Origin of the sequence: Maridesulfovibrio sp. (assembly GCF_963666665.1) — a bacterium.
GTDB lineage: Bacteria > Desulfobacterota > Desulfovibrionia > Desulfovibrionales > Desulfovibrionaceae > Maridesulfovibrio.
Map to the genome: position 1 here is coordinate 3339220 of NZ_OY762999.1, position 20254 is coordinate 3359473.

The following is a 20254-nucleotide window of genomic DNA, read 5'->3' on the forward strand; positions in this document are numbered from 1 at the left end:
TTTCATCCTTAGATGAAATGCCCTTTTTCTGTTGTGGTCAAGAGCTCAAAAAACTTGACTAATACAACAAAAATAATGACAGTGACGCTTCATTTATTCCCCACAACATATAAAATGAGAGCCGCTATATGCTGGATATGAATAACGAAGAAAAACACATTGCCAACTACCTCAAAGGCAAATACCCGAATAAGGTTAGATCATTATTTAATGCCATTTTAAACAATGAAAAAACCAGAACCGTTGAAGTCGGGTGCGGCTTTGGTTCTTCAGCTGTTTTCTTCGCCCTGAAAGGAAAAGAGGTCACCGCCACCGATCTTTCGGAAACAAATGTAAGCCAAACCCAGATCCTTTCAGACAGGCACAATGCAGGCGTCCGCTGCCTACCCCTTGATGCCACCAAGCCTCTCAATGAAAAATTCGATATAGCATATTCCTTTGATATGTTTGAACACCTGCCCTACGAGCTGCAGGGAGACCATCTCAAAGCCATGCATGAAATGCTGGAAAAAGGCGGCATCTTCTACATCCGCGCTCCGCACCTTTACAACGTCCGCCAACATATCCCGGAACACATCGGCCTGCCCACATACCGCAGCATTTCCGAACTCGGCACCAAAGCCGGATTCAAGGTTCAGCCTTTCTTTGGACATACAAGCTGCACAGCTCCCATGCCCCTCTATCTGGCCATTGAAAAAGCCATTGAAAAAATCAGCACTCCGGAAACAAGATACCAGATGCTGAAAAAAGTGGGCATGGCCAACGTAGTTGTAAAGCTCTCCAAATAATAGCTCCGAAATTTTAATTTCATTTAAATAAAAAGGGTATCAATTTATTAATTGATACCCTTCTTTTATATTATTTTACCGGAACAACTTTCTCTACTTAGAACCTGTCGAACCCATCATCCTTAGACCAAGAGCTACCGGCGGGAAGCATGGGAGCAGGCCCACCGCTTACCTTAAAGAAAGACATGGCCTGCTGCAAAAGCTGCCCCTGACGGGACAACTCTTCTGAAGTGGAAGCCATTTCTTCAGATGCTGAAGCATTCTGCTGAATAACAGTATCAAGCTGTTGTATAGCCTTATTAATCTGAATTACACCACTATTCTGCTCGTTACTGGCTGCTGCAATTTCCTGTACCAACTCAGCTGTCCTGCTGATACTGGGCACTAATTCCTGAAGCATCGTTCCAGCCTTTTCCGCCACAACAACAGAAGATGAAGAGAGTTCACTGATTTCAGCAGCAGCTATACCACTACGCTCGGCAAGCTTGCGGACTTCGGCGGCAACAACTGCAAATCCCTTACCGTGATCCCCTGCCCTTGCTGCTTCAATGGCTGCGTTAAGCGCCAGCAAATTAGTTTGACGGGCAATCTCTTCAATAATCATTATCTTCTCAGCGATGCTCTTCATAGCCTGCACTGCTTCACCTACAGCTTCAGCACTCTGGGAAGCCTGAGCCTGAGATTTCTCTGCAACCCCCTCGGTCTGGACAGCATTCTCAGCATTCTGCTTAATGTTGGCTGCCATCTCTTCCATGGATGATGAAACTTCTTCAATAGATGCAGCCTGCTCTGTGGCACCCTGTGAAAGACTTTCTGCTGAAGCGGAAAGCTCCTCACTACCGCTGCCACACTGTCGGAGGCACTATTTACCTCACCGACAACATTACGCAACCTATGTACCATGTTGCGCATTCCATCCGCGAGTTTGCCGAGTTCATCATTACGCTCAAGGTCCACGTCGGCAGAAAGATCGCCTACGCTTACAGCAGCTACGAAATCCAAGCCCTTATTCAGGGGTACTAAAATTCCCTTGGCGATAATCCAAGCCATAAGAATACCGATAACCACCGCAACAAGGCTGACAATAATTATGATCTGTCTGGTTGAGGCTGCGGCATCAAGCATCTGCTGATCGGTCATGATGTTCTCGGCAACAGTCTTGCGCACATCGGTCAATATGGACTGAATCTGCTTAAGTGCCGGGACCGTAACTGTTGCATAAATATCTACAGCCTCTGCAAGCAGCTTCGATTCGCCTTCATGCCACTGAATAAGATCCTCAATTCTGCCTAAAGTTTGGCCGGCATACTTTTCAACACTGTCGGAGAAATATTTCTGAGCTCCTTCTCTATCCCCGCGCGCTAGATATGAATTAAGGACTTTAACCGTATCGTGCAGCTGCGTATGCGGTTCGTATATCTTTTCCAGAAGAGACCCGAATTCAGAATGCTCCCTGCCCATCTCCTTTACCCTTGCGGAGTAAAGCCATTTACCCAATCCACACTTGTGGGGATCACCCTGAACAGTTATGGCCTTGGACCCAGGAGTCATGAGCTGGTTCAAGACAGCAACCATCCAGTTAAGGTGATCGACTTTCTTTTCCCTTAAAAAGCTGCCCATGGACGGATCTACATTCTCATACTTTTCTTCAATCGCAATGGCTGATTTATGCAGCTTGTTGTGATGCTCTTCGATCTTAGCCAGCAAGGGCTTGATTTCAGGAACCAAATTCTCCGCTCTCTTGCGATCTTCACTGTAGTACCATTTACCGAAACCGCACTTATGGGGATCAGCCTGAACATCAATTTCGTGAACATCCTTATCTGTCAGCAACCGGTTCACTTCATTGGCCCAGTTCAGATGATCGACAATCTTCTGAACGAAATCCCCCCGAAGCTTATTACCAGCAATAACCTCTTCTGCATTCCCCACAATTGTTCCGATCCCGGATATGGACCACCCTCCGAGCAGAACCAGCAACAACAATACAGCCCCAAAGCCTATAGCAAATTTATAGGCTAATCTTAAATTCTTCCAGTTCATAGTACACTCTCCTCTAAAGCACCATAAAGCACACACCCCGTCGTGAATACTTACCCCCCATATTCTCACAATCTAACACATTGAACTATCTAAAGGAATACAAAAAAATATATTTTCCGTCATTCTACCCCCTTGAACCAAGGCTTTACTTGACTATTTTACCTCTCAGTTGTACTGGTAGGACCAGTAGACAGTAAGATGTCAGACCAATGAAAAGGAATGCCTGTCTCCACGACATAAGAGACTAGAATTATTATATGTGCGCAAAAATGTTTAAACCCATCAAGAAAGTCAGAGTTTCAGAAACAGCAGCCAATCAACTGGAAGAGCTGATTCAGAACAAGACTTTTGCCGAAGGCGAGCCCCTCCCTTCCGAGCGTCAGCTCATGAAGGAACTGCAGGTAGGCCGGGGATCTATCCGCGAAGCACTTAGAATTCTGGAGATTAAGGGATTCATCGAAACGCAGCCCGGAATCGGAGCTTTTGTGAAGAGCTACGAAGGGGATATTTTCAGCCCCCTCTCCACTTGGCTGACTGACAATTACGAAGCTCTGCGCCACTTTTTTGAAGTACGCTCTCTGCTGGAACCCAGCACGGCCCGCATGGCTTCAGAACGAATTTCCGACGAAGACTTTGAGGAGCTTTTAAAGACCCACGAGGAATTCAAGAAAACAGTTGAAGAAGAGGACCTGCCCCGCGCGATTATGGTTGATGCGGAATTTCACCGTTTAATCGGCAAAGCCACGGGCAACAAGGTACTCTCATCCATTATGGATGCCCTGTACAAATCAATGATTGAAGGCTGGAAAGCTCCCCTGAAAATTCCGGGACAGCCCAATAAGAGCTTGAAAGAACACGAAGAGATTTTGGCCGCAATCAAGAACCGAGATGGCGAACTGGCCGCGCAGCTCATGACTTCGCATTTACGCGAAGCCCTGAAAGCACTGGGTGATGCCGGTTTGAATAAATAGGCAATGCGCGGCTAGCGGGCATTCTCTGCCGGAAGGTGTTGCAACCCTGCATGCGGCAAGGTTGCATATGGCGGAGACACGCATTGCCTTTTGAAAAAACGGAACTGAGGAATAACATTATGATGACCAACGAACAGGAACATCTCCGGCAGATATTCGCCGAAGCACTGGACCGCGTTGATCCATATAAAATCATCACCAACAGGGTTTCCCTTGAAAAGGAGATTCTGACTGTCGCCATGGACGAGGGTGATGTAGTTGTTGATCTTCAGGAATTTGAGCGCATTGTTGTTATCGGTGCCGGTAAGGCTACCGCTAAAATGGCCCTTGCCATTGAAAAAATTTTAGGTTCACGCATTGAATCCGGCCTGATCTCAGTTAAATACGGGCACACCGAAGAACTCAAATTTATCAGAACCATTGAAGCAGCCCACCCGGTTCCGGACGACAACAGTGTCCGCGCAGCCCGTGAAATCGAAGAACTGGCCTGCTCCACCACCGACAAAACACTGGTTATCAACCTTGTTTCCGGTGGCGGTTCCGCCCTGCTCTCCAGTCCCATGCATGCCGAAGTGGACGGGGAGAAAATCGAAGTAACCCTTGAGGACAAGCAGAATACCACCAAGGCCCTGCTGGCCTGCGGTGCAGATATCAGCGAGATCAACTGCATCCGCAAACATCTTTCATCCCTCAAGGGAGGACGGCTTTTGCGCTGCCTGCGTCCGGCCCGCAGTTTGAACTTCATTCTTTCTGATGTTGTCGGAGATAATCTCGACACCATAGCTTCCGGCCTGACCAGCTATGACCGCAGTACTTATTGTGATGCCATGTCCATCATTGATAATTACGAACTGCGCGATAAAATCCCGGCCAACGTTGTCAAAGCACTTGAGCTGGGCAACACAGGCAAGCTGCTTGAAACCTTGAAAAAGGATGAATTCAGTAAAATCAGGGCCGAAAACATTCTCATCGGTACCAACCGCATTGCTTTGCTCGGTGCGCGCGATAAAGCCGAGGAACTTGGTTACAATGTTCGTATGCTGACTTCCCGTTTACAGGGAGAGGCTGCAAATGCTGCAGATATGCTCTGGGCTGTGGCTCAGGATGAACGTGAATGGGAACTGCTGGAAAAGAAACCGGCCTGCATAATCGTGGGCGGTGAAACAGTGGTTACCCTGAAAGGGAACGGCAAGGGCGGCCGTAATCAGGAAATGGCCCTACAATTTCTTATGCGGCTGGGACAGGATGAGCGTAACGGTGAATCCATTCACTTCCTCGCCGCGTCAACTGACGGCAACGACGGTCCCACTGATGCGGCCGGCGGTTTTGCCGACTCAGCGGTTCTGGAAAAAGCCCGTGAAAAGGGACTCTCCATTGCCGAATATTTAAAAAACAACGACTCCTACCACTTCCTTCAAATGGTAGGAGCCTTGTTCAAAACAGGCCCCACCAACACTAACGTCTGCGACGTCCAATTGCTGATCGTTAAGTAGTTGGCGGGATTCCGCTGAAAAGAAGGCCACTTCCATTCTTCCACTTCCCCAGGGAGTGGTCTTCTTTCCAACATAGGAGCAAGCACTTCCTTTAGCTTCCATTTAACCGGAGTGCAACCTATTCTATTTATTATAATCAGTACTCACTCTCTTTTTTTGCACATATCTCGCCCCCACACCAACAGCGATAGCCTAAAAATGTTTTCAAAGATTATCTCCCCTACTCAGGCTGAACTATGCTAATATCAATAGTGCTTATTGATAAGCTACGTCTTATGGAGGGGTATCATGAATGTTCTCAGCAACATGCGCATTAGTGTCCGAATAGGGATGCTTGCCGCTATTTTAATTCTGATGATGGTCTTATCCGCAGTTTTAGGTTTAAAGCTGACCTCAAACTCAAACAACGGGCTAAGGACCGTTTACCTTGACCGAATTATTCCACTTAAACAACTTAAAATCATTTCCGATGAATACGCAGTTAACATTGTAGACACATCACACAAAGTCCGCAGTACTGCTTTGAGCTGGAGTCAAGGAATAGAAAATATTGATACCGCTCAAGAGCATATCAAAAATGAACTAGAAGCATACCTTGCCACTGAGCTGGTCACAGATGAAGAAAGACTGGTCGAAGAGCTAAAACCCAAATTGGAGCGGGCCGATGAATCCGTAGCCAAACTGCGCTCAATTTTACAATCAAACAATGAGCAGGGCCTTATCAGCTACATCCAGCAAGAGCTGTATCCGGTCATCGACCCGGTAACCGAAGTCATTGCAAAGCTCATTGATGTACAGCTCGTCGTTGCCGAAAACGTATACCGTCAGGCTGAATCAGATTACGCAGCAGGACAAAATACAATGATTGCGATAATCTTCGCTGCAATCGTTATCTCTGTTGTAGTTACCATCCTGATTGGCCGTTCCATTATGTCTCAGCTGGGCGGAGAACCGCGGGCAATTCAACACATTGCCACCAGAATTGCTGCCGGAGATCTTGATGCAGCGAAAGAAATTATCAGAGATAAGGCTCAGGGCGTCAGTCTCGCCATGCTGGGAATCAATGACAGCCTGACTTCAATTTCAACGGAACTTGAAGAGACAGTGGGAAAAATCAAACTAGGCGATCTGCGTTTCAGGGCTGACAGCAGTACCCTCTCAGGATTCTTTGCCGGAATAATGAACAATGCCAATACCCTTGCCGACTCTCTTGTTGATTATCTTGACGATATTGCCAACCCCATCACCTGCATCAGTAAAGATCAGAAAGTTTTGTTCAGCAACAAAGCAGCACAATCTTCCGAACTCGTCCCTTCTGCCGAGAACAGGAAGGAATGCATTAATCAACTAAGCAAAAATACGCATGGTACCCACTTTGAAAAAATCCTAGGCGCTGAAAGCCTCATACGCTCTGCAAGCATTAACTCCGACACCACCGTATCATATACCGGTATCCCCATATCAGATAACAAGGGATCACTTACCGGAGTATTTGAAATCATTGTCGACCAGACAGATGTTATCGGTATGCAGCACAAAGTCGCAGCTCTTGCTGAGCAGGCTTCAACAATTTCTGAAAGATTGGCATCTTCATCGGAAATACTTAGTCAACAGGTTGATGAAGCCAGCCGGGGCGCTGCAATTCAGAGTGAACGAACCGCTGAAACTGCAACCGCCATGGAACAAATGAATGCCACGGTAGTAGAAGTTGCCCGTAATGCTGCCGAAGCGGCTGAAAATACAAACCTTGCCAGAACAAAAGCCGAAGATGGAGCAACCGTAGTGGGCAAGGTTATGGTTGCCATTGAAGATATCCAAAAGCAGGCTGAAGGTTTGCGTGTGGACACCATTGAAATGGGAAAACAGGCCGAAGGAATCAGCAGCATCATTGAAGTGATCAGTGATATCGCGGACCAGACCAACCTGCTGGCTCTCAATGCCGCCATTGAGGCTGCCCGTGCGGGAGAAGCCGGACGCGGGTTTGCAGTAGTTGCAGACGAGGTACGTAAACTCGCTGAAAAGACAATGACCGCAACCACGGAAGTGAACAACGCAATCACTGCCATTCAGACCTCAAGCCGCAAAAACATATCTTCCACTGAAGCTGCTGTAAAATCGGTTAACACAAGCACGGAACTAGCCGATAAGGCAGGAGAAGTCCTTAAAGAAATCGTAAACTACTCTGATGATTCTTCCGTGCGGGTGCAATCCATCGCTTCAGCATCCGAGGAGCAATCAGCTGCAGCGGAACAAATAACCAGAGCCAGTGAAGAAGTTGACCGCATATCGCAAGAAACCAGCAGTTCTATGCGCCAAGCAGCACAGTCGGTTGATGAGATTGCAGACATGACCAAAGAGCTTGATAAATTGATTCAGGCGATGGCTTCATAACTAATAACTATCCCTCCCAAAAAAAAAGGCCGCTATTCTGTAAGATAACGGCCGTTACTTTTTTACAAAAAACTAACGACTCTTTCAGGCGCCATCCTCACCACAGCCGACCTTGCCCTGATTCATGCAAGAGAAGAAGGTGTGGCGGAATCTTTTTTCACCTGAAAACGCCTTAGCAAATTTACTTTGAATCCCGGAAGCATTCCGGTTTCAGACTTTTCCTTTTAGTGGATGTAACAGCAGAAGGCATGTTCTTCCAAGCATGCAACGGGTTCATAGGCCGACGGCCATGGAAATCAACCCGGCATCCTGTAAATGCCCCAAAATACGGTGGATAGATAATTCCGTTAAGCTGCTTAAGCGGCGTCCTGTTTTTCCAGCTCCACATGGGGCCGGGCAGGACAGAACGGGTCATGATCGGACTGTATCCGCTGGTTTTCTTAACCGCCCTGCGCATTTCGGAAGGTGAATACCAGTGGGCCTGACGCAGAGTTGAGGGGGAAGCCCAAGGCCACATCCTGCCGTGGGTGAAAAAATAAATTGAATGACGATTTAGAAATCCGATAAGAATTCCACCGGCTGAAACCCTTGCGGCCTCCCGCAGCATTTCTTCCGGTTCAGAGCAGAACTCGAGAACGGTCCAGAGCACAGTGAAATCGAACTCATTATCCGTAAACGGCAGATGCTCCCCATTGCACAGATACAGGGAAGCCCGGTTGCCCAAACGCTTATGTGCGGCCTCAAGCATCACCGGAGAATGATCCACTCCACTTACATCGAAACCGCAGCGGTACAAATGATCAAGAAAAAGCCCTGTGCCGCAGCCCACTTCCAGCAGCTTTCTTTTACGGCGGGGCCATCCGGAAATAAGATGATCCATAAGCCTTACCTCCTGCTCAAGAGCGAACTGCCCGGCAGGGGTTTTGAACCATGTCTCAAATTTTTCCGCATCAAAGCCGTCCCAAACCATATTTACCTCAAATATTTTTTGAACATTTCTACTCAGATTCTCACAATAAACTCCATGAGTGTTGCGGTCAAACTTTTCCACCCGGACAAAAAGAAGTGCGCCCGGGACATGGAGGATTCCGGGCGCACAGCTGTGGTCATGAGGAGAGAGGAGTGTGTCTATATCATGTTAACCCATGGAGACTGTAATTATGGTTAACTTTTCTTATCCTAATAGAAGAGACAACTAGGAAAGTCCCTGTCTATTCTCCGTTGAGTTCTTCGTAAACCTTACCTACCAGCTTTTCGCTGGGAGTCAGGGTCTTATCACCGGGAGTCCACTTTGCAGGGCATGCTTCTTCCGGGTGATCCTTGAGATATACATTTGCTTCAATCTTACGCAGCAGTTCTTCTGCATTGCGGCCGACATTGTAGAAGTTGACTTCAGAAGAAACCAGCACTCCGTCAGGGTTGATTACAAATGTTCCGCGCAGGGCAAGACCGGTGTTGTGGTCGTATACACCGAAGAAATCGGAAACTTCACCGGTGGTGTCTGCTGCCATTTTGTATTTTACATTCTGGAGCAGTCTTTCATCATTTTTCCATGCCAGATGAGTGAACTTGGTATCAGTGGAAACTGAAACTACTTCACAACCCAGTTTTTCCAGCTCTGCATGCTTATCCGCGAGGTCAGCAAGCTCGGTGGGGCAGACAAAAGTGAAGTCAGCCGGATAAAAGAACAGTACCAGCCACTTACCTGCTTTGCGAACTTCTTCAAATTTTACTTCAGTAAATCCGCAATCTTCGGGGTCATATGCTTCCATGACAAAGTCAGGAACGGTTTCACCGATTGATGCGGAGGAAAGGACTTCTTCGTAAACTTCAGTGCAGCTCATATTTTTATCTCCTGTGTGTTAAATTCAGAATTAATATTTCAATAACATTTTTTTCTCATCTGTTGAAAGCAGAGTATGAAAATCTTTTCAGCATGTCAACAATAATCGTAATCTTTATCATTAAGTTTTTAAAAGCCTGATTTTATATGTTCTAGATAAGTAATTAATAATGTTTAGTTCATTGCCAAGGAAATTTTTTTTAGGTAATTTCCGGTCATCATCAAAAATATGGAGATATAAATGACCAACGCACATGGCTTCAAAGAAATATCACGAGAATATCTGAGCGAACTGAACGGCGAGGCCGTTATCTATGAACATGAGAAAACCGGCGGACGGGTTCTGTCCGTTATTAATAATGATGAAAACAAAACTTTCGGCATAAGCTTCCGTACTCCCCCGGAAAACAGTACCGGACTGCCGCACATCCTCGAACATTCCGTACTTTGCGGATCAAAAAAATATCCGGTCAAAGAACCCTTTGTGGAACTTTTAAAATGCTCCCTGCAGACTTTCCTCAATGCTATGACCTATCCGGACAAAACCGTCTATCCGGTAGCCAGCCCTAACGAACAGGATTTCCGCAATCTCGTGGGCGTATATCTTGATGCGGTATTCTTCCCCAACCTGACACCAAACACCCTCATGCAGGAAGGCTGGCATTACGTTCCCGAAGAAGACGGCACCCTGAGTTACAAAGGTGTTGTATTCAATGAAATGAAGGGAGCCTATTCCTCCCCGGACAGCCTGCTTTACGAAGCTACCCAGAATTCCCTATTCCCGGACATCACCTACGGTCTTGATTCCGGTGGAGACCCGGAAGTAATCCCTGAGCTGACTTTCGATGAGTTCATGGATTTTCATGACAAATACTATCACCCATCCAATGCCTACGCATTTTTCTACGGGGACGATGATCCTGAGCACCGTCTGGCAATGCTAGACGAGTACTTTTCCCAGTTTGATAAGATCGATCCCAAATCCGAGATCGGGATACAGGCACCTTTTGAAAAGCCCGTGGCAGTTGAAAAGAAATACGCAGCTTCCGACGACGGTAACCAGAAAGCCATGTTCACCGTCAACTTCGGCATCAGCCAAGGCCGCGACTCCATGTCCGACCTAGAACTGAGCGTGCTGGAGCAGATTCTCATCGGCCTGCCCTCCTCTCCCCTGCGCAAGGCCCTCAATGACTCCGGACTGGGCGAAGATATGGCCGGAGTAGGACTGGAAAACGAACTGCGTCAGCTCTACTTTTCCACCGGACTCAAAGGAATCAATGCCGAAGATGCACCCAAGGTTGAAGAACTGGTCTTTTCCACACTCAAAGAACTTGCAGCCACAGGTATTGCCCGCGAAGACATTGACGCAGCCCTGAACACCATTGAATTCTCCCTGCGCGAGAACAACACCGGTTCCTATCCGCGCGGTCTTTCAGTGATGATCACTGCCCTAACTTCATGGCTCTATGACGAACATCCCCTTGAATACGTACGCTATGAACAGGCTCTGGCAGACCTCAAAGCGCGCATTGAAAAAGGTGAAAAAATCTTCGAGCCTCTTATTGAAGAAATTTTCCTGAACAACAATTACCGTACTTCCGTACTCCTCATCCCGGACAGCAAAGTCGGTCCAGAGCGGGAAGAAAGGGAAAAAGCCAAACTCGCCGCCGCCCGTGCTGATATGGACGATACCGAATACAAAGCAGTAGTCGCCAAAGCCGAAGAGCTCCAGAAAGAACAGGAAGCCCACGATGATCCCGAAGCCCTGGCAACCATCCCCCGTCTCAAGGTTTCCGACCTCGACAAGAAAGGCAAAGAAATCGTCTGCGAGAATAAAGGAGAAATGCTTTTCCATGATCTGGATACCAACGGCATCATCTACCTTGACCTTGCCTTTGATTTCGCAGGTCTTGAAGACAGGCTGCTGCCCTACCTGCCCCTTTTCGGACGGGCATTGGTCCAGACCGGAACAAAATCCACCGACTTCGTAACCATGACCAGACGCATGGCTGCCAAGACCGGCGGAATATCCCCCACCTCCATCGTTAACTCAAAACATGGCGTGGACGAAAGCTACACCCGCTTTGTGCTGCGCGGTAAAGCAACTGCCGAACGCAGTTCGGACCTGCTCTCCATCATGGGCGAACTGCTCCGCGAAGCTTCTCTGGACAACAGGGAACGCATCCGTCAGTTGGTGCTGGAATCCAAAGCCCGCAAGGAACAGGCCCTTATCCCCTCCGGCCACATCATGGCTGCAACACGCATGAAAGCCCGCTTCAACGAAGCCGGATACATCAACGAACTCATGAACGGCATTTCCGGCCTTGAGTTCCTGCGTGAGCTGGCTGGACGCGTAGATAATGATTTTGATTCCGTGGTTGCTGATCTTGAAGCGATCCGCAGTACCATCCTCAATCAGGCCAACCTGCTGACCAACGTGACCTTGGACAGTAAAACTTTCGGTAATGTTGAAAGCTCCATCTCAGAAATGATTGCTGAACTGCCCGCAGGCAGCAAGTCCGTTGCTACCCGTAACAGACAGGCATTCTCCAAGGCTGAAGGTCTGTGCATTCCCGCACAGGTCAACTATGTCGCCAAGGGTGCCGATGTTTACGAGCATGGCTATGAGTATTCCGGCGCAGCCCATGTAATCAGCCGCTATCTGCGCACTGGGTACCTCTGGGATAAGGTCCGCGTACAGGGCGGAGCATACGGCTCATTCTCCATGTTTGACCGTGCTGCCGGCAGCCTTAGTTTTGTATCTTACCGCGACCCCAACCTGACCCGTACACTCGACACCTACGACGGTGTAGCCGAGTACCTGAGCAATCTTGAAGTGAACAGCGATGAGCTGGAAAAAGCCATCCTCGGCGGGATCGGTGAGATCGACAACTACATGCTGCCCGATACCAAGGGATACACCTCCATGGTCCGCCACCTGAGTGGTGAAGATGCAGCCTTCAGGCAGAGCATCCGTGATCAGGTGCTGAATTGCAGCGAACAGGATTTCCGTAATTTCGGAGCAGCAGCCAAATCCGTAGCTGAGCACGGCGATGTTGTAGTACTCGGCAGCAAGAAAGCGATGGAAGAATCCGGTCTTGAACTGGATCTCGTAGACGTATTGTAATAGCTGAAGATATAGAAATAAAAAGCGGCGGAATCGTATTGATACGATTCCGCCGCTTTAATTTTGAAGGGACACAAGAAATCAGGAAGTTAAAAAATAGTAGCCATCCCGAATCAGAAATGCAGCGAAGACAAATAGCGCAAATCCCAAGAAACGCATGATCAGCAGGTAGGCTCTACTGGAAAGCAGGGATTTAAATCTTCCGGCAAGACAGGCAATTCCTATCTTCACACTAACAATACAGCCGAAAAATCCCGCCAGAAAGAAAATAGGCCCGGACAAGCCGTTCTCCCCTGCTCCAAGGATAGTCGGTGCCCCGACAGTTGCCCAGAAGATATAGACATGGGGATTCATGTAATTGGTCAGCATGCCCTTTTTCAATGAGCCGGGATTAATTTCAATTCCCGGCAGGGTAATAGCTTTGGTCCTAAAACAATCAATCCCGAACATAGTGACAACGACTGCCCCGGCAAATGAAACAATGCCCATAAATGCCGGATGAGTCTTTATCCACGACATTGCCAGCAAGGAGATACACAGAATAGGTAAATCCGTAAGTAATGGAGCAAAAGCCACCTTGATCCCTTCTTTGGGACCGTGAGCCATGGCCTGACTTAAAACAAGGGTCAACAATGGGCCGGGAGTCATTCCTGCACCTAGGCCCAAAGCAGCCCCGGCAGCAAAATATCCTAATATATCTGCATTCATTTTTTAAAAATTGTTTAGATGATTAGTACGGAAAATACCGTTGAACGGAGAGATTTTTCTGCAGCCGAGCTAAACTAAATTAAAACAAAATTTACAGCAACTTCGCAGGTAAACCGTTTTTACATTCATCAAAAAACTTCATCATTACAGGATATTGTCTTTCCTGGGCTTAATTAACATATTTACCGGTCAGCACTAAATTTCTTACGCGGATGGACGATAGGATTATTAACCACACACAAAAAACCATAAACAGTATAGTTGGAATACAACTCCGGGAGGGGAGATGACTTTCGACAAGACTGACGCAGACAGCCACATGCTGTCCTGTCTACTTACGCTCGATGAGCAGGCCGCTTCTTTCAATGAAGAGGACCCTGCGGAACGACGCGATAAACTTAACAAACTCCGCGACCAGATCCGGGCCGGGACCTATCGCCCTGCCATTGGAGAAATCGCCATCAATCTGGTCCGTTCTGAAGCCAAAATCAGCGGTTTTGGCTGATCTCGCGCACTGCCGCACCATTTTACTTTACCTTCACGCCACATGCATTTAAACTGCCGGGTCTGAAACCGGAGGTATGATGCTAGTTGTAATAAATGTGGATGATCTCGGGCTGCATCCGGCTGTGCGCCGTGCAGTGGACAGACTTGCCGAGGCCGGGGTTGTTACCTCGTCTACCACTCTTGCCAATGGTCCGGATTTATCCGAATCCGTACTCTTGCAGGATAAGCATGAAGGATTGGGGCTTGGAGCGCATTTAAACCTGCTGCGCGGCAAACCCATCTCCAACCCGGACCACATCCCAAGCCTTGTGGATGATGACGGGCTGCTTTTCGGTAATTATACATCCCTGCTTCTGCGCTACCTTAGCGGTCGTATCAAACTTTCCGAAGTGGAAAAGGAATGGTCGGCACAGGTTGAATACCTGCTGGACCACAAAATCCGCTTGACCCATTTTGATAGCGAAAAGCACATCCATGCATGGCCCGGACTCTATAATCTTGCAGGCAAAATTGCCAACAAGTACGGGATCAAATGGATACGCCGCCCGTTTGAGCATACTCCACTGAACCGCTTTGACAAGGGCATGCTGCGTACCAGATTTTTACAGCTCTGCCTCGGGGCAAGCTTCCCCCCCAAGCAGCCGCGGACGGCTGATTGCGTATGGGGAATCGGGGACCAGAAAGAGAATCTGGACCCGCATCTTTTTAAGAAATACGTCGAAACTTATCGACCTGAAATAATAGAAATAGTCTGCCATCCCGGTCTCCCGCAAGAAGGCGACGGCCCGCTGCCGTCTGAATTCGGTTCCATGCGGGTGGAAGCTCAGTGGAAAGAAGAATCAGAATCCCTGCTGCACAAGGAATGGCTGCAAATATTTAAAGAACTGGGGGCGACCCCTGTCAACTACGGGCAGATTGATCCCCGTAGCGGAGAGATTAAATAATGATACAAGCTGAAGAATGTAAAAGAGAGATCGAAGTCAGCATTGTCACTCCCATGCACAATGAAGAAGGTTGCGTACGTGAATTTCATAAACGCATTACTGCCGCTCTGCAGGGAATGAACACCACCTACGAAATACTGCTGGTCAATGACGGCTCCACCGACAGCACAGAATCCATCATCCGCGAACTGTCCGCAAATGACCCCAACCTCAAGGGAGTCATGCTCGCCCGCAACCGTGGGCAATGTACCGCAATCTATGCCGGAATTCAGGAAAGCAAAGGATGCTATGTTGTTATCATGGACGGAGACCTGCAGCACAAGCCAGAAGAAGTTCCGTCCTTGATCGAGGAAATCCGCAAGGGCTACGACCTTGTTTCCGGCTGCCGCACCAACCGTGGCGAATCCATGATCAAGCGCAAGCTTCCCAGTAAGATCGCCAACTACCTGATGCGCGCAACCAGCGGCTGTCAGGTTCGTGATATGGGCGGACTTTCCGTACTCAAGGGCAAGCTGGCCCGCTCCATGACCCTGCGTGAAGGACAGCACAGGCTCATCCCTGCTCTGGTTTATGGCATGGGCGGCTCCACTTCCGAGGTACCCATTTCCGCTCCCCCGCGTTTTGCCGGGGAAAGCCACTACGGGCTGTCCCGTTCCATCGATGTTCTTTTCGACATCGTCATGCTCTGGTTCCAGTCCTCTTTTAAACAGCGTCCCATCTACCTTTTCGGACGCATCAGCCTTCTCATGTTCATGATCGCATCACTTATCATGGTCTGGCTGCTCTACGAAAAAGTTTTCTTCGGAGTCCACATGGGCACCCGTCCCCCGTTCATGGGCTGCATCCTGCTCTACCTAAGCTCGCTGGGCTTCATGTCCACAGGATTCATCCTCGAATCGCTGGCCAATACCTATGACGCTGTCATGGGGACCAAGACGTATCAGATACGGGAAGTTGTTGAGAAGAAGTAAAAGAAAAGGGGATCGAAAAACGATCCCCTTTTTTATTTCTTCTTAGGCGGATAAACCAGCAAGACAACCCGACGGTTGCGCTTCTGGTTAGCGGGAATGGCATTACCGTTATCATCTTCATTGGGATAGGCAGGGGCTGTATCAGCCATACCCAGCACTTTGATACGATTCTTGCTGAATCCGTTATCAAGCAGGTAACGGGCAACAGCACTGGCCCGCGCCGATGAAAGTTCCCAGTTTGAAGGGAACTGCTTTGAACTAATGGGTATATTATCAGAATGCCCTTCAACAACGACCTGATAAGGAGATTTAGCTAAAGTAGGTGCGATCTTGCCCAGCACTCTTCTGGCACCTGAAGTCAGGTCCGCCTGTCCGCTGGGGAAAAAGAAACCGCCTTTAAGTATGATCGCTACAGAATCAGGACGCATCTTGATCTTAAGGGCATCAGATTCCCGTCCAACCAGACGAGCCATTTCCAACTGCATTTCAAAAATATTGCGCTGCTGTTCACTGATAACCCTGCGGGCAACCGGAGCACCTTCAAAAGTATCAGCCTCACCTTTTGGAGGCACAGGTACACCCATGGCTGAAGCCAGCGAGTCGGAAACATCTTTATATTTTTTCTGATCCACATCGGCGATAGCCAGCAAAAGCACAAAAAAACAGAGTAGCAGAGTCATCATATCTGCCAAAGTCAGGGCCCATCCGCCCTCTCCACCTTCCTGTGATGGCTTTTTCAGGCTGAAATCATCCGACATAAATTTTCCCGCCTACTTCTTGGCCTTAACGGTAGCCCACTTACGCGGAGGCAGGTAACCCTTAAGCTTATCCATGACGATAGCTGACGGGGTCTTATCCTTAATAAACAGGATACCGTCGCGAATTACCCGCATGAGCAGGGTAATCTCATCAATCCGTTTCTCAACTTTAATGGCGATGGGCATAAAAAGCATGTTGGCGAAAAGCGCGCCGTAGAGAGTTGTGGTCAGGGCTGTTGCCATGGCCGGACCGATGGCGGCAATATCAGCGCCCATCCCCTGCATCATGGCGATGAGACCGATCAGGGTCCCGATAATGCCGAAAGCAGGAGAGAGAGTGGACATGGTCCGGTAAATCCCGGCAGCGCTGTATTCCTGCTCGTGATACTGCTGAATGCGGTTATCGAGAATCTCTTTGATCTCTTCCTTGGAATAACCGTCCACAAGCATCTGCAACCCTTCACGCAGGAAATCGTTCTCGATATTCTTGAGACTGCCTTCAAGGTGTTCCTCGCCTTTGGAAGATACATCCTTGGAAAGACCGACAATAACGTTGATGTAGTTTTCAAGCGGCAATTCATCGGCACCCATAGCCATCATGAAAACACCGAGCACACGCATTACTTCGCGCAATGGGTAACAGATAAAGGTGGAAGCGATGGTTCCCCCGCCGACGATGGCGATACCGGGAATATTGATAAACACGCCCACTGAATCAGTGGAGGTGTAGGTTGCAACCATAAGGATGGCGATACCGCAGAATATACCGATTATGGTGGCTATATTCACTTCTTCTCTCCCCCTTTAATTTCCCGGACCATCTCAAAAAGTTCGGAGAGAACATCTTCGGCTTCAGTCTCATCCACGTTATCACGAACTTCATCCTGCACGATCTTGGCAATCTTCTTGGCGAGGTTGGCCAGAATCTTCTTGCGGGCGTCATCCTCGGCAATACTCATCAGCACGCCCAGCTTATGGTAGCCCAGCCGGTTGAATATTTCCTTGAGGGTGGCGTTATCCACGTAGACGATATCTTCGATGTCCTCCAGTTCTTCAATGGACTTCTTCTTTTTCTTAACTTTGCTGAAGTAATCAGGCTCTTTTTCAGAAGCCCAGTCACTGACCTTGTTACGGTCAAACATGAACATGGTTTCCGGAAAATCTTCCTGTGCAATTTTTTTGTAAATGATCTTGGGATCACTATCCAGCATCTGAGAAATCTCATAGATATCCACAATCTGAAGCTCAGATGTGGGAGTGTAAGCAGTCTGCTGCAATTCCTTGAAAAGATTGTTGGCAACTTCAAGAAAATTGTCAGGATCGGAAATCTGGATAAAACGATCAGGAAATGCCTTTCCGGTGCGCAGATCAATGGCGTCGATAATCTTCAAGCTTTTGAGCTTACCGATTACTGCGTCAATTTCACTCTGGGAAACGAGAATGATACTGCGGATTGTCTTGCAGAGCTTGGTATAATCAAGACCGAGATCATGATTTCGTTCCTTGCGTGCCTGCTCACGATCCATACTGATATGAGTTCTGTAAGCAAGATCAAGGATATTGCAGATACTGGTAAAATTGCTGCGATGTCCCTTAGCTGAAATCATTTCTCCGGTCCGATGCAGCCTCTTGACCAGCAACCGGGTCATATACTGGACTGTACGCGGACACTGGTCCAAAAGCTTAAGGATGATCTGATCGGTAAGGATGACGAGGTCGCAGTACTCGGCAGCTTCGGCATTGGCGGAACGGGTTCCCTTGGAGATAATGCCCATTTCACCGAAGATTTCGCCTTCCCCGAGACGGGCAAGAATAATCTTTTCATTATTCTGGATTTTATAGATGTTTACTGCGCCTTTTTTGATCATATAGGCGACAGAACTCTCCTGTCCTTCTTTGAAAATTTCCTGCCCCTTATAAAAGGACTTGATGTTAGGACTGCTGGACCCCATTAAGAAACTCCCTCGATATTACCCTTTTTCCGGGCGAGAAATAAAAAACTCAGAAATAACAGCTCAGAACCTGACGCCTGATACCATCGGAAATTCAACTTACCCTGCGGCTATAAAACAGCGACAACACATATTATCATATATTAGATCAGTATAAAGAACAATACGCCTAGGATTTATCTCCAAGGATACCATAATGAAGCATTAATGAGACACACATTTGTTCTTTAGAAAACGGCTCTTTTTCCACCTCAGTTTATGTTTACCTTGTAATTGAAATCCTGCTAAGCTGACCTCAGGCCTGAGCAAGGTCCGGTAATAAATGATTAAACCCACTTCAGGAATTGACATGGAATGGAATCTCTTATTTGGACACCTCGCGGTAGTAGGTGGTTTTTTGCTGGCTGCAATTCTGGTTATGTCCATCCTGCGTAAGCAGCGTACCTCATCAGCTGCCTTTGCATGGCTGCTGGCAATTTTTTTTGTACCATACATCGGAGTACCTTTTTACCTCATCTTCGGAGGACGCAAGCTCAAACGTGATGCCCACACCAAAGAAGATATTCATCTTGAAGTGCAGGAAACAATTCCAGCTGAGGAATCCGATCCCATTGACGTCATGCTCCGTGAATACGGAATTCCCGGTGCAACCAGCGGCAACAAGGTCCAGCTCTGCCCTACAGGCATCGACATCTACAATGAATTGGTAAACCTCATTGAAAATGCCGAACACCAAATCCTGATTACCACCTTTATCCTCTCCCGGGACGAAGTGGGCAAAGACATTGTGGAAAGGCTGGCCCGCAAGGCTGAATCAGGAGTTACCGTTAGGCTGTTGCTGGATGATATCGGCTCCATGTTCACTTCCCGCCGCTTCCTGAAAAAACTTATCGATAATGGCGGCAAAATTGCTTATTTCATGCCCCTTTTCCGCGCCCCCTTCCATGGCAACAGCAACCTGCGCAACCATCGCAAGATAGCCATCGCCGACCAGAAGATCGTGCTGGCCGGGGGAACAAACATCGCCAACGAATATATTGGCCCAGAGCCATGCGAAGACCGCTGGACCGACCTCTCATTCGTACTGCAGGGACCTGCGGTACGCCATTACATCGAAGTTTTCCAATCCGACTGGCTCTTTGCTTATGGAGAGAAAGTGAACATCATCCCCCCCTGCACCAAAGGTTCGGCAGTTAGCGGAGACGGTGTCATGCAGGTTGTTCCTTCCGGTCCTGACGTCCCGCGCGACCCTGTCCACGACGCCCTGCTCACCGCGGCTTTCACTGCTGAAAAACGGCTCTGGATTGTTACTCCTTACTACGTTCCTGACGAAGCCCTTGCACAGGCCCTGCGTCTGGCAGCTCTGCGCGGTGTTGACCTGCGGGTTGTCGTTCCGGAAAAATCAAACCACAAACTGGCTGACCTTGCCCGGGGAACCCATCTGCGAGATCTGGAAGAATGCGGCGGACGGGTGGTTAAATATCCGCACATGGTCCACGCCAAGGTAATTGTCGTCGATGATCGGCTGGCAGTTGTCGGCTCGGCAAACATGGATATGCGCAGCCTGTTTCTTAACTATGAAATAGTTATGTTCACCTATTCGGAAGCTGATGTTGAACCGGTCAGTGACTGGGTTCAAGGGCTTATTGACGTCAGCACCGAGGGAACTGTTCCGGTTGGAATGGTCCGCGATACAATTGAAGGCGCAGCAAGACTGGTTGCCCCGCTGCTTTAAACGGAACTCATTGACCTCCACCG

At 48.4% G+C, this 20254-nt stretch carries 15 protein-coding genes and 1 pseudogene; 9 read left to right on the plus strand and 7 right to left on the minus strand.

The window, feature by feature from the left end; genetic code table 11:
• Positions 1–128: 128 nt before the first annotated feature.
• On the plus strand, positions 129–788 hold the full coding sequence (locus ACKU40_RS15380) for a class I SAM-dependent methyltransferase (protein ID WP_320173670.1): 660 nt from the start codon (positions 129–131) through the stop codon (positions 786–788).
• Between the two features lie 97 nt (positions 789–885).
• Here ACKU40_RS15380 and ACKU40_RS15385 read toward each other — a convergent pair.
• Positions 886–2831: pseudogene (locus ACKU40_RS15385) on the minus strand (methyl-accepting chemotaxis protein).
• A 269-nt stretch (positions 2832–3100) separates the two neighbouring features.
• Between ACKU40_RS15385 and ACKU40_RS15390 the strand changes: the two are divergent.
• From ACKU40_RS15390 to ACKU40_RS15400, 3 genes are all read left to right on the plus strand, one after another.
• Positions 3101–3802, plus strand: a complete 702-nt coding sequence (locus ACKU40_RS15390; protein ID WP_320173671.1) for a FadR/GntR family transcriptional regulator — start codon at positions 3101–3103, stop codon at positions 3800–3802.
• Positions 3803–3921: 119 nt separating this feature from the next.
• Complete coding sequence (locus ACKU40_RS15395; protein ID WP_320173672.1) at positions 3922–5295, plus strand: glycerate kinase; 1374 nt, start codon at positions 3922–3924, stop codon at positions 5293–5295.
• A gap of 288 nt (positions 5296–5583) precedes the next feature.
• The gene (locus ACKU40_RS15400; protein WP_320173673.1) at positions 5584–7686 is read left to right on the plus strand and encodes a methyl-accepting chemotaxis protein; all 2103 of its coding nucleotides are present in this window, start codon (positions 5584–5586) and stop codon (positions 7684–7686) included.
• A 181-nt stretch (positions 7687–7867) separates the two neighbouring features.
• Here ACKU40_RS15400 and ACKU40_RS15405 read toward each other — a convergent pair whose 3' ends face one another.
• Both ACKU40_RS15405 and ACKU40_RS15410 read right to left on the minus strand, forming a co-directional pair.
• A complete protein-coding gene (locus ACKU40_RS15405) occupies positions 7868–8656 on the minus strand; it encodes a methyltransferase domain-containing protein (RefSeq protein WP_320173674.1) in 789 nt (262 codons plus the stop codon).
• Positions 8657–8897: 241 nt separating this feature from the next.
• Complete coding sequence (locus ACKU40_RS15410; protein WP_320173675.1) at positions 8898–9530, minus strand: peroxiredoxin; 633 nt, start codon at positions 9528–9530, stop codon at positions 8898–8900.
• A 240-nt stretch (positions 9531–9770) separates the two neighbouring features.
• Between ACKU40_RS15410 and ACKU40_RS15415 the strand changes: the two genes are divergently transcribed.
• Positions 9771–12656, plus strand: coding sequence for an insulinase family protein (locus ACKU40_RS15415; RefSeq protein ID WP_320173676.1), 2886 nt, complete (start codon positions 9771–9773; stop codon positions 12654–12656).
• 81 nt (positions 12657–12737) lie between these two features.
• On the opposite strand, the gene ACKU40_RS15420 is transcribed toward ACKU40_RS15415, so the two are convergent.
• Positions 12738–13364 (minus strand): LysE family transporter, encoded by a 627-nt coding sequence (locus ACKU40_RS15420; protein WP_320173677.1) that lies wholly within the window; start codon positions 13362–13364, stop codon positions 12738–12740.
• 286 nt (positions 13365–13650) lie between these two features.
• Between ACKU40_RS15420 and ACKU40_RS15425 the strand changes: the two genes are divergently transcribed.
• From ACKU40_RS15425 to ACKU40_RS15435, 3 genes are all read left to right on the plus strand, one after another.
• Positions 13651–13869 (plus strand): flagellar biosynthesis anti-sigma factor FlgM, encoded by a 219-nt coding sequence (locus ACKU40_RS15425; RefSeq protein ID WP_320173678.1) that lies wholly within the window; start codon positions 13651–13653, stop codon positions 13867–13869.
• Positions 13870–13945: 76 nt separating this feature from the next.
• A complete protein-coding gene (locus ACKU40_RS15430; protein ID WP_320173679.1) occupies positions 13946–14815 on the plus strand; it encodes a ChbG/HpnK family deacetylase in 870 nt (289 codons plus the stop codon).
• Positions 14815–15786 carry a glycosyltransferase family 2 protein gene (locus tag ACKU40_RS15435; RefSeq protein WP_320173680.1) on the plus strand — a complete coding sequence of 324 codons (972 nt, stop codon included), beginning with the start codon at positions 14815–14817 and terminating at the stop codon, positions 15784–15786. Before ACKU40_RS15430 ends, ACKU40_RS15435 begins: the two co-directional genes overlap by 1 nt.
• A 32-nt stretch (positions 15787–15818) precedes the next feature.
• On the opposite strand, the gene ACKU40_RS15440 is transcribed toward ACKU40_RS15435, so the two are convergent.
• From ACKU40_RS15440 to ACKU40_RS15450, 3 genes are read right to left on the minus strand one after another with little or no spacing between them, the layout of a single operon-like run.
• A complete protein-coding gene (locus ACKU40_RS15440; RefSeq protein WP_320173681.1) occupies positions 15819–16544 on the minus strand; it encodes an OmpA family protein in 726 nt (241 codons plus the stop codon).
• Positions 16545–16556: 12 nt separating this feature from the next.
• Positions 16557–17333: a MotA/TolQ/ExbB proton channel family protein gene (locus ACKU40_RS15445; protein ID WP_320173682.1), complete on the minus strand. Its 777-nt coding sequence runs from the start codon at positions 17331–17333 to the stop codon at positions 16557–16559.
• Positions 17330–18496: a cyclic nucleotide-binding domain-containing protein gene (locus ACKU40_RS15450; RefSeq protein ID WP_320173683.1), complete on the minus strand. Its 1167-nt coding sequence runs from the start codon at positions 18494–18496 to the stop codon at positions 17330–17332. Before ACKU40_RS15450 ends, ACKU40_RS15445 begins: the two co-directional genes overlap by 4 nt.
• A gap of 349 nt (positions 18497–18845) precedes the next feature.
• On the opposite strand from ACKU40_RS15450, the gene ACKU40_RS15455 reads away from it, so the two are divergent.
• Positions 18846–20231 carry a phospholipase D-like domain-containing protein gene (locus ACKU40_RS15455; protein ID WP_320173684.1) on the plus strand — a complete coding sequence of 462 codons (1386 nt, stop codon included), beginning with the start codon at positions 18846–18848 and terminating at the stop codon, positions 20229–20231.
• Positions 20232–20254: the final 23 nt, after the last annotated feature.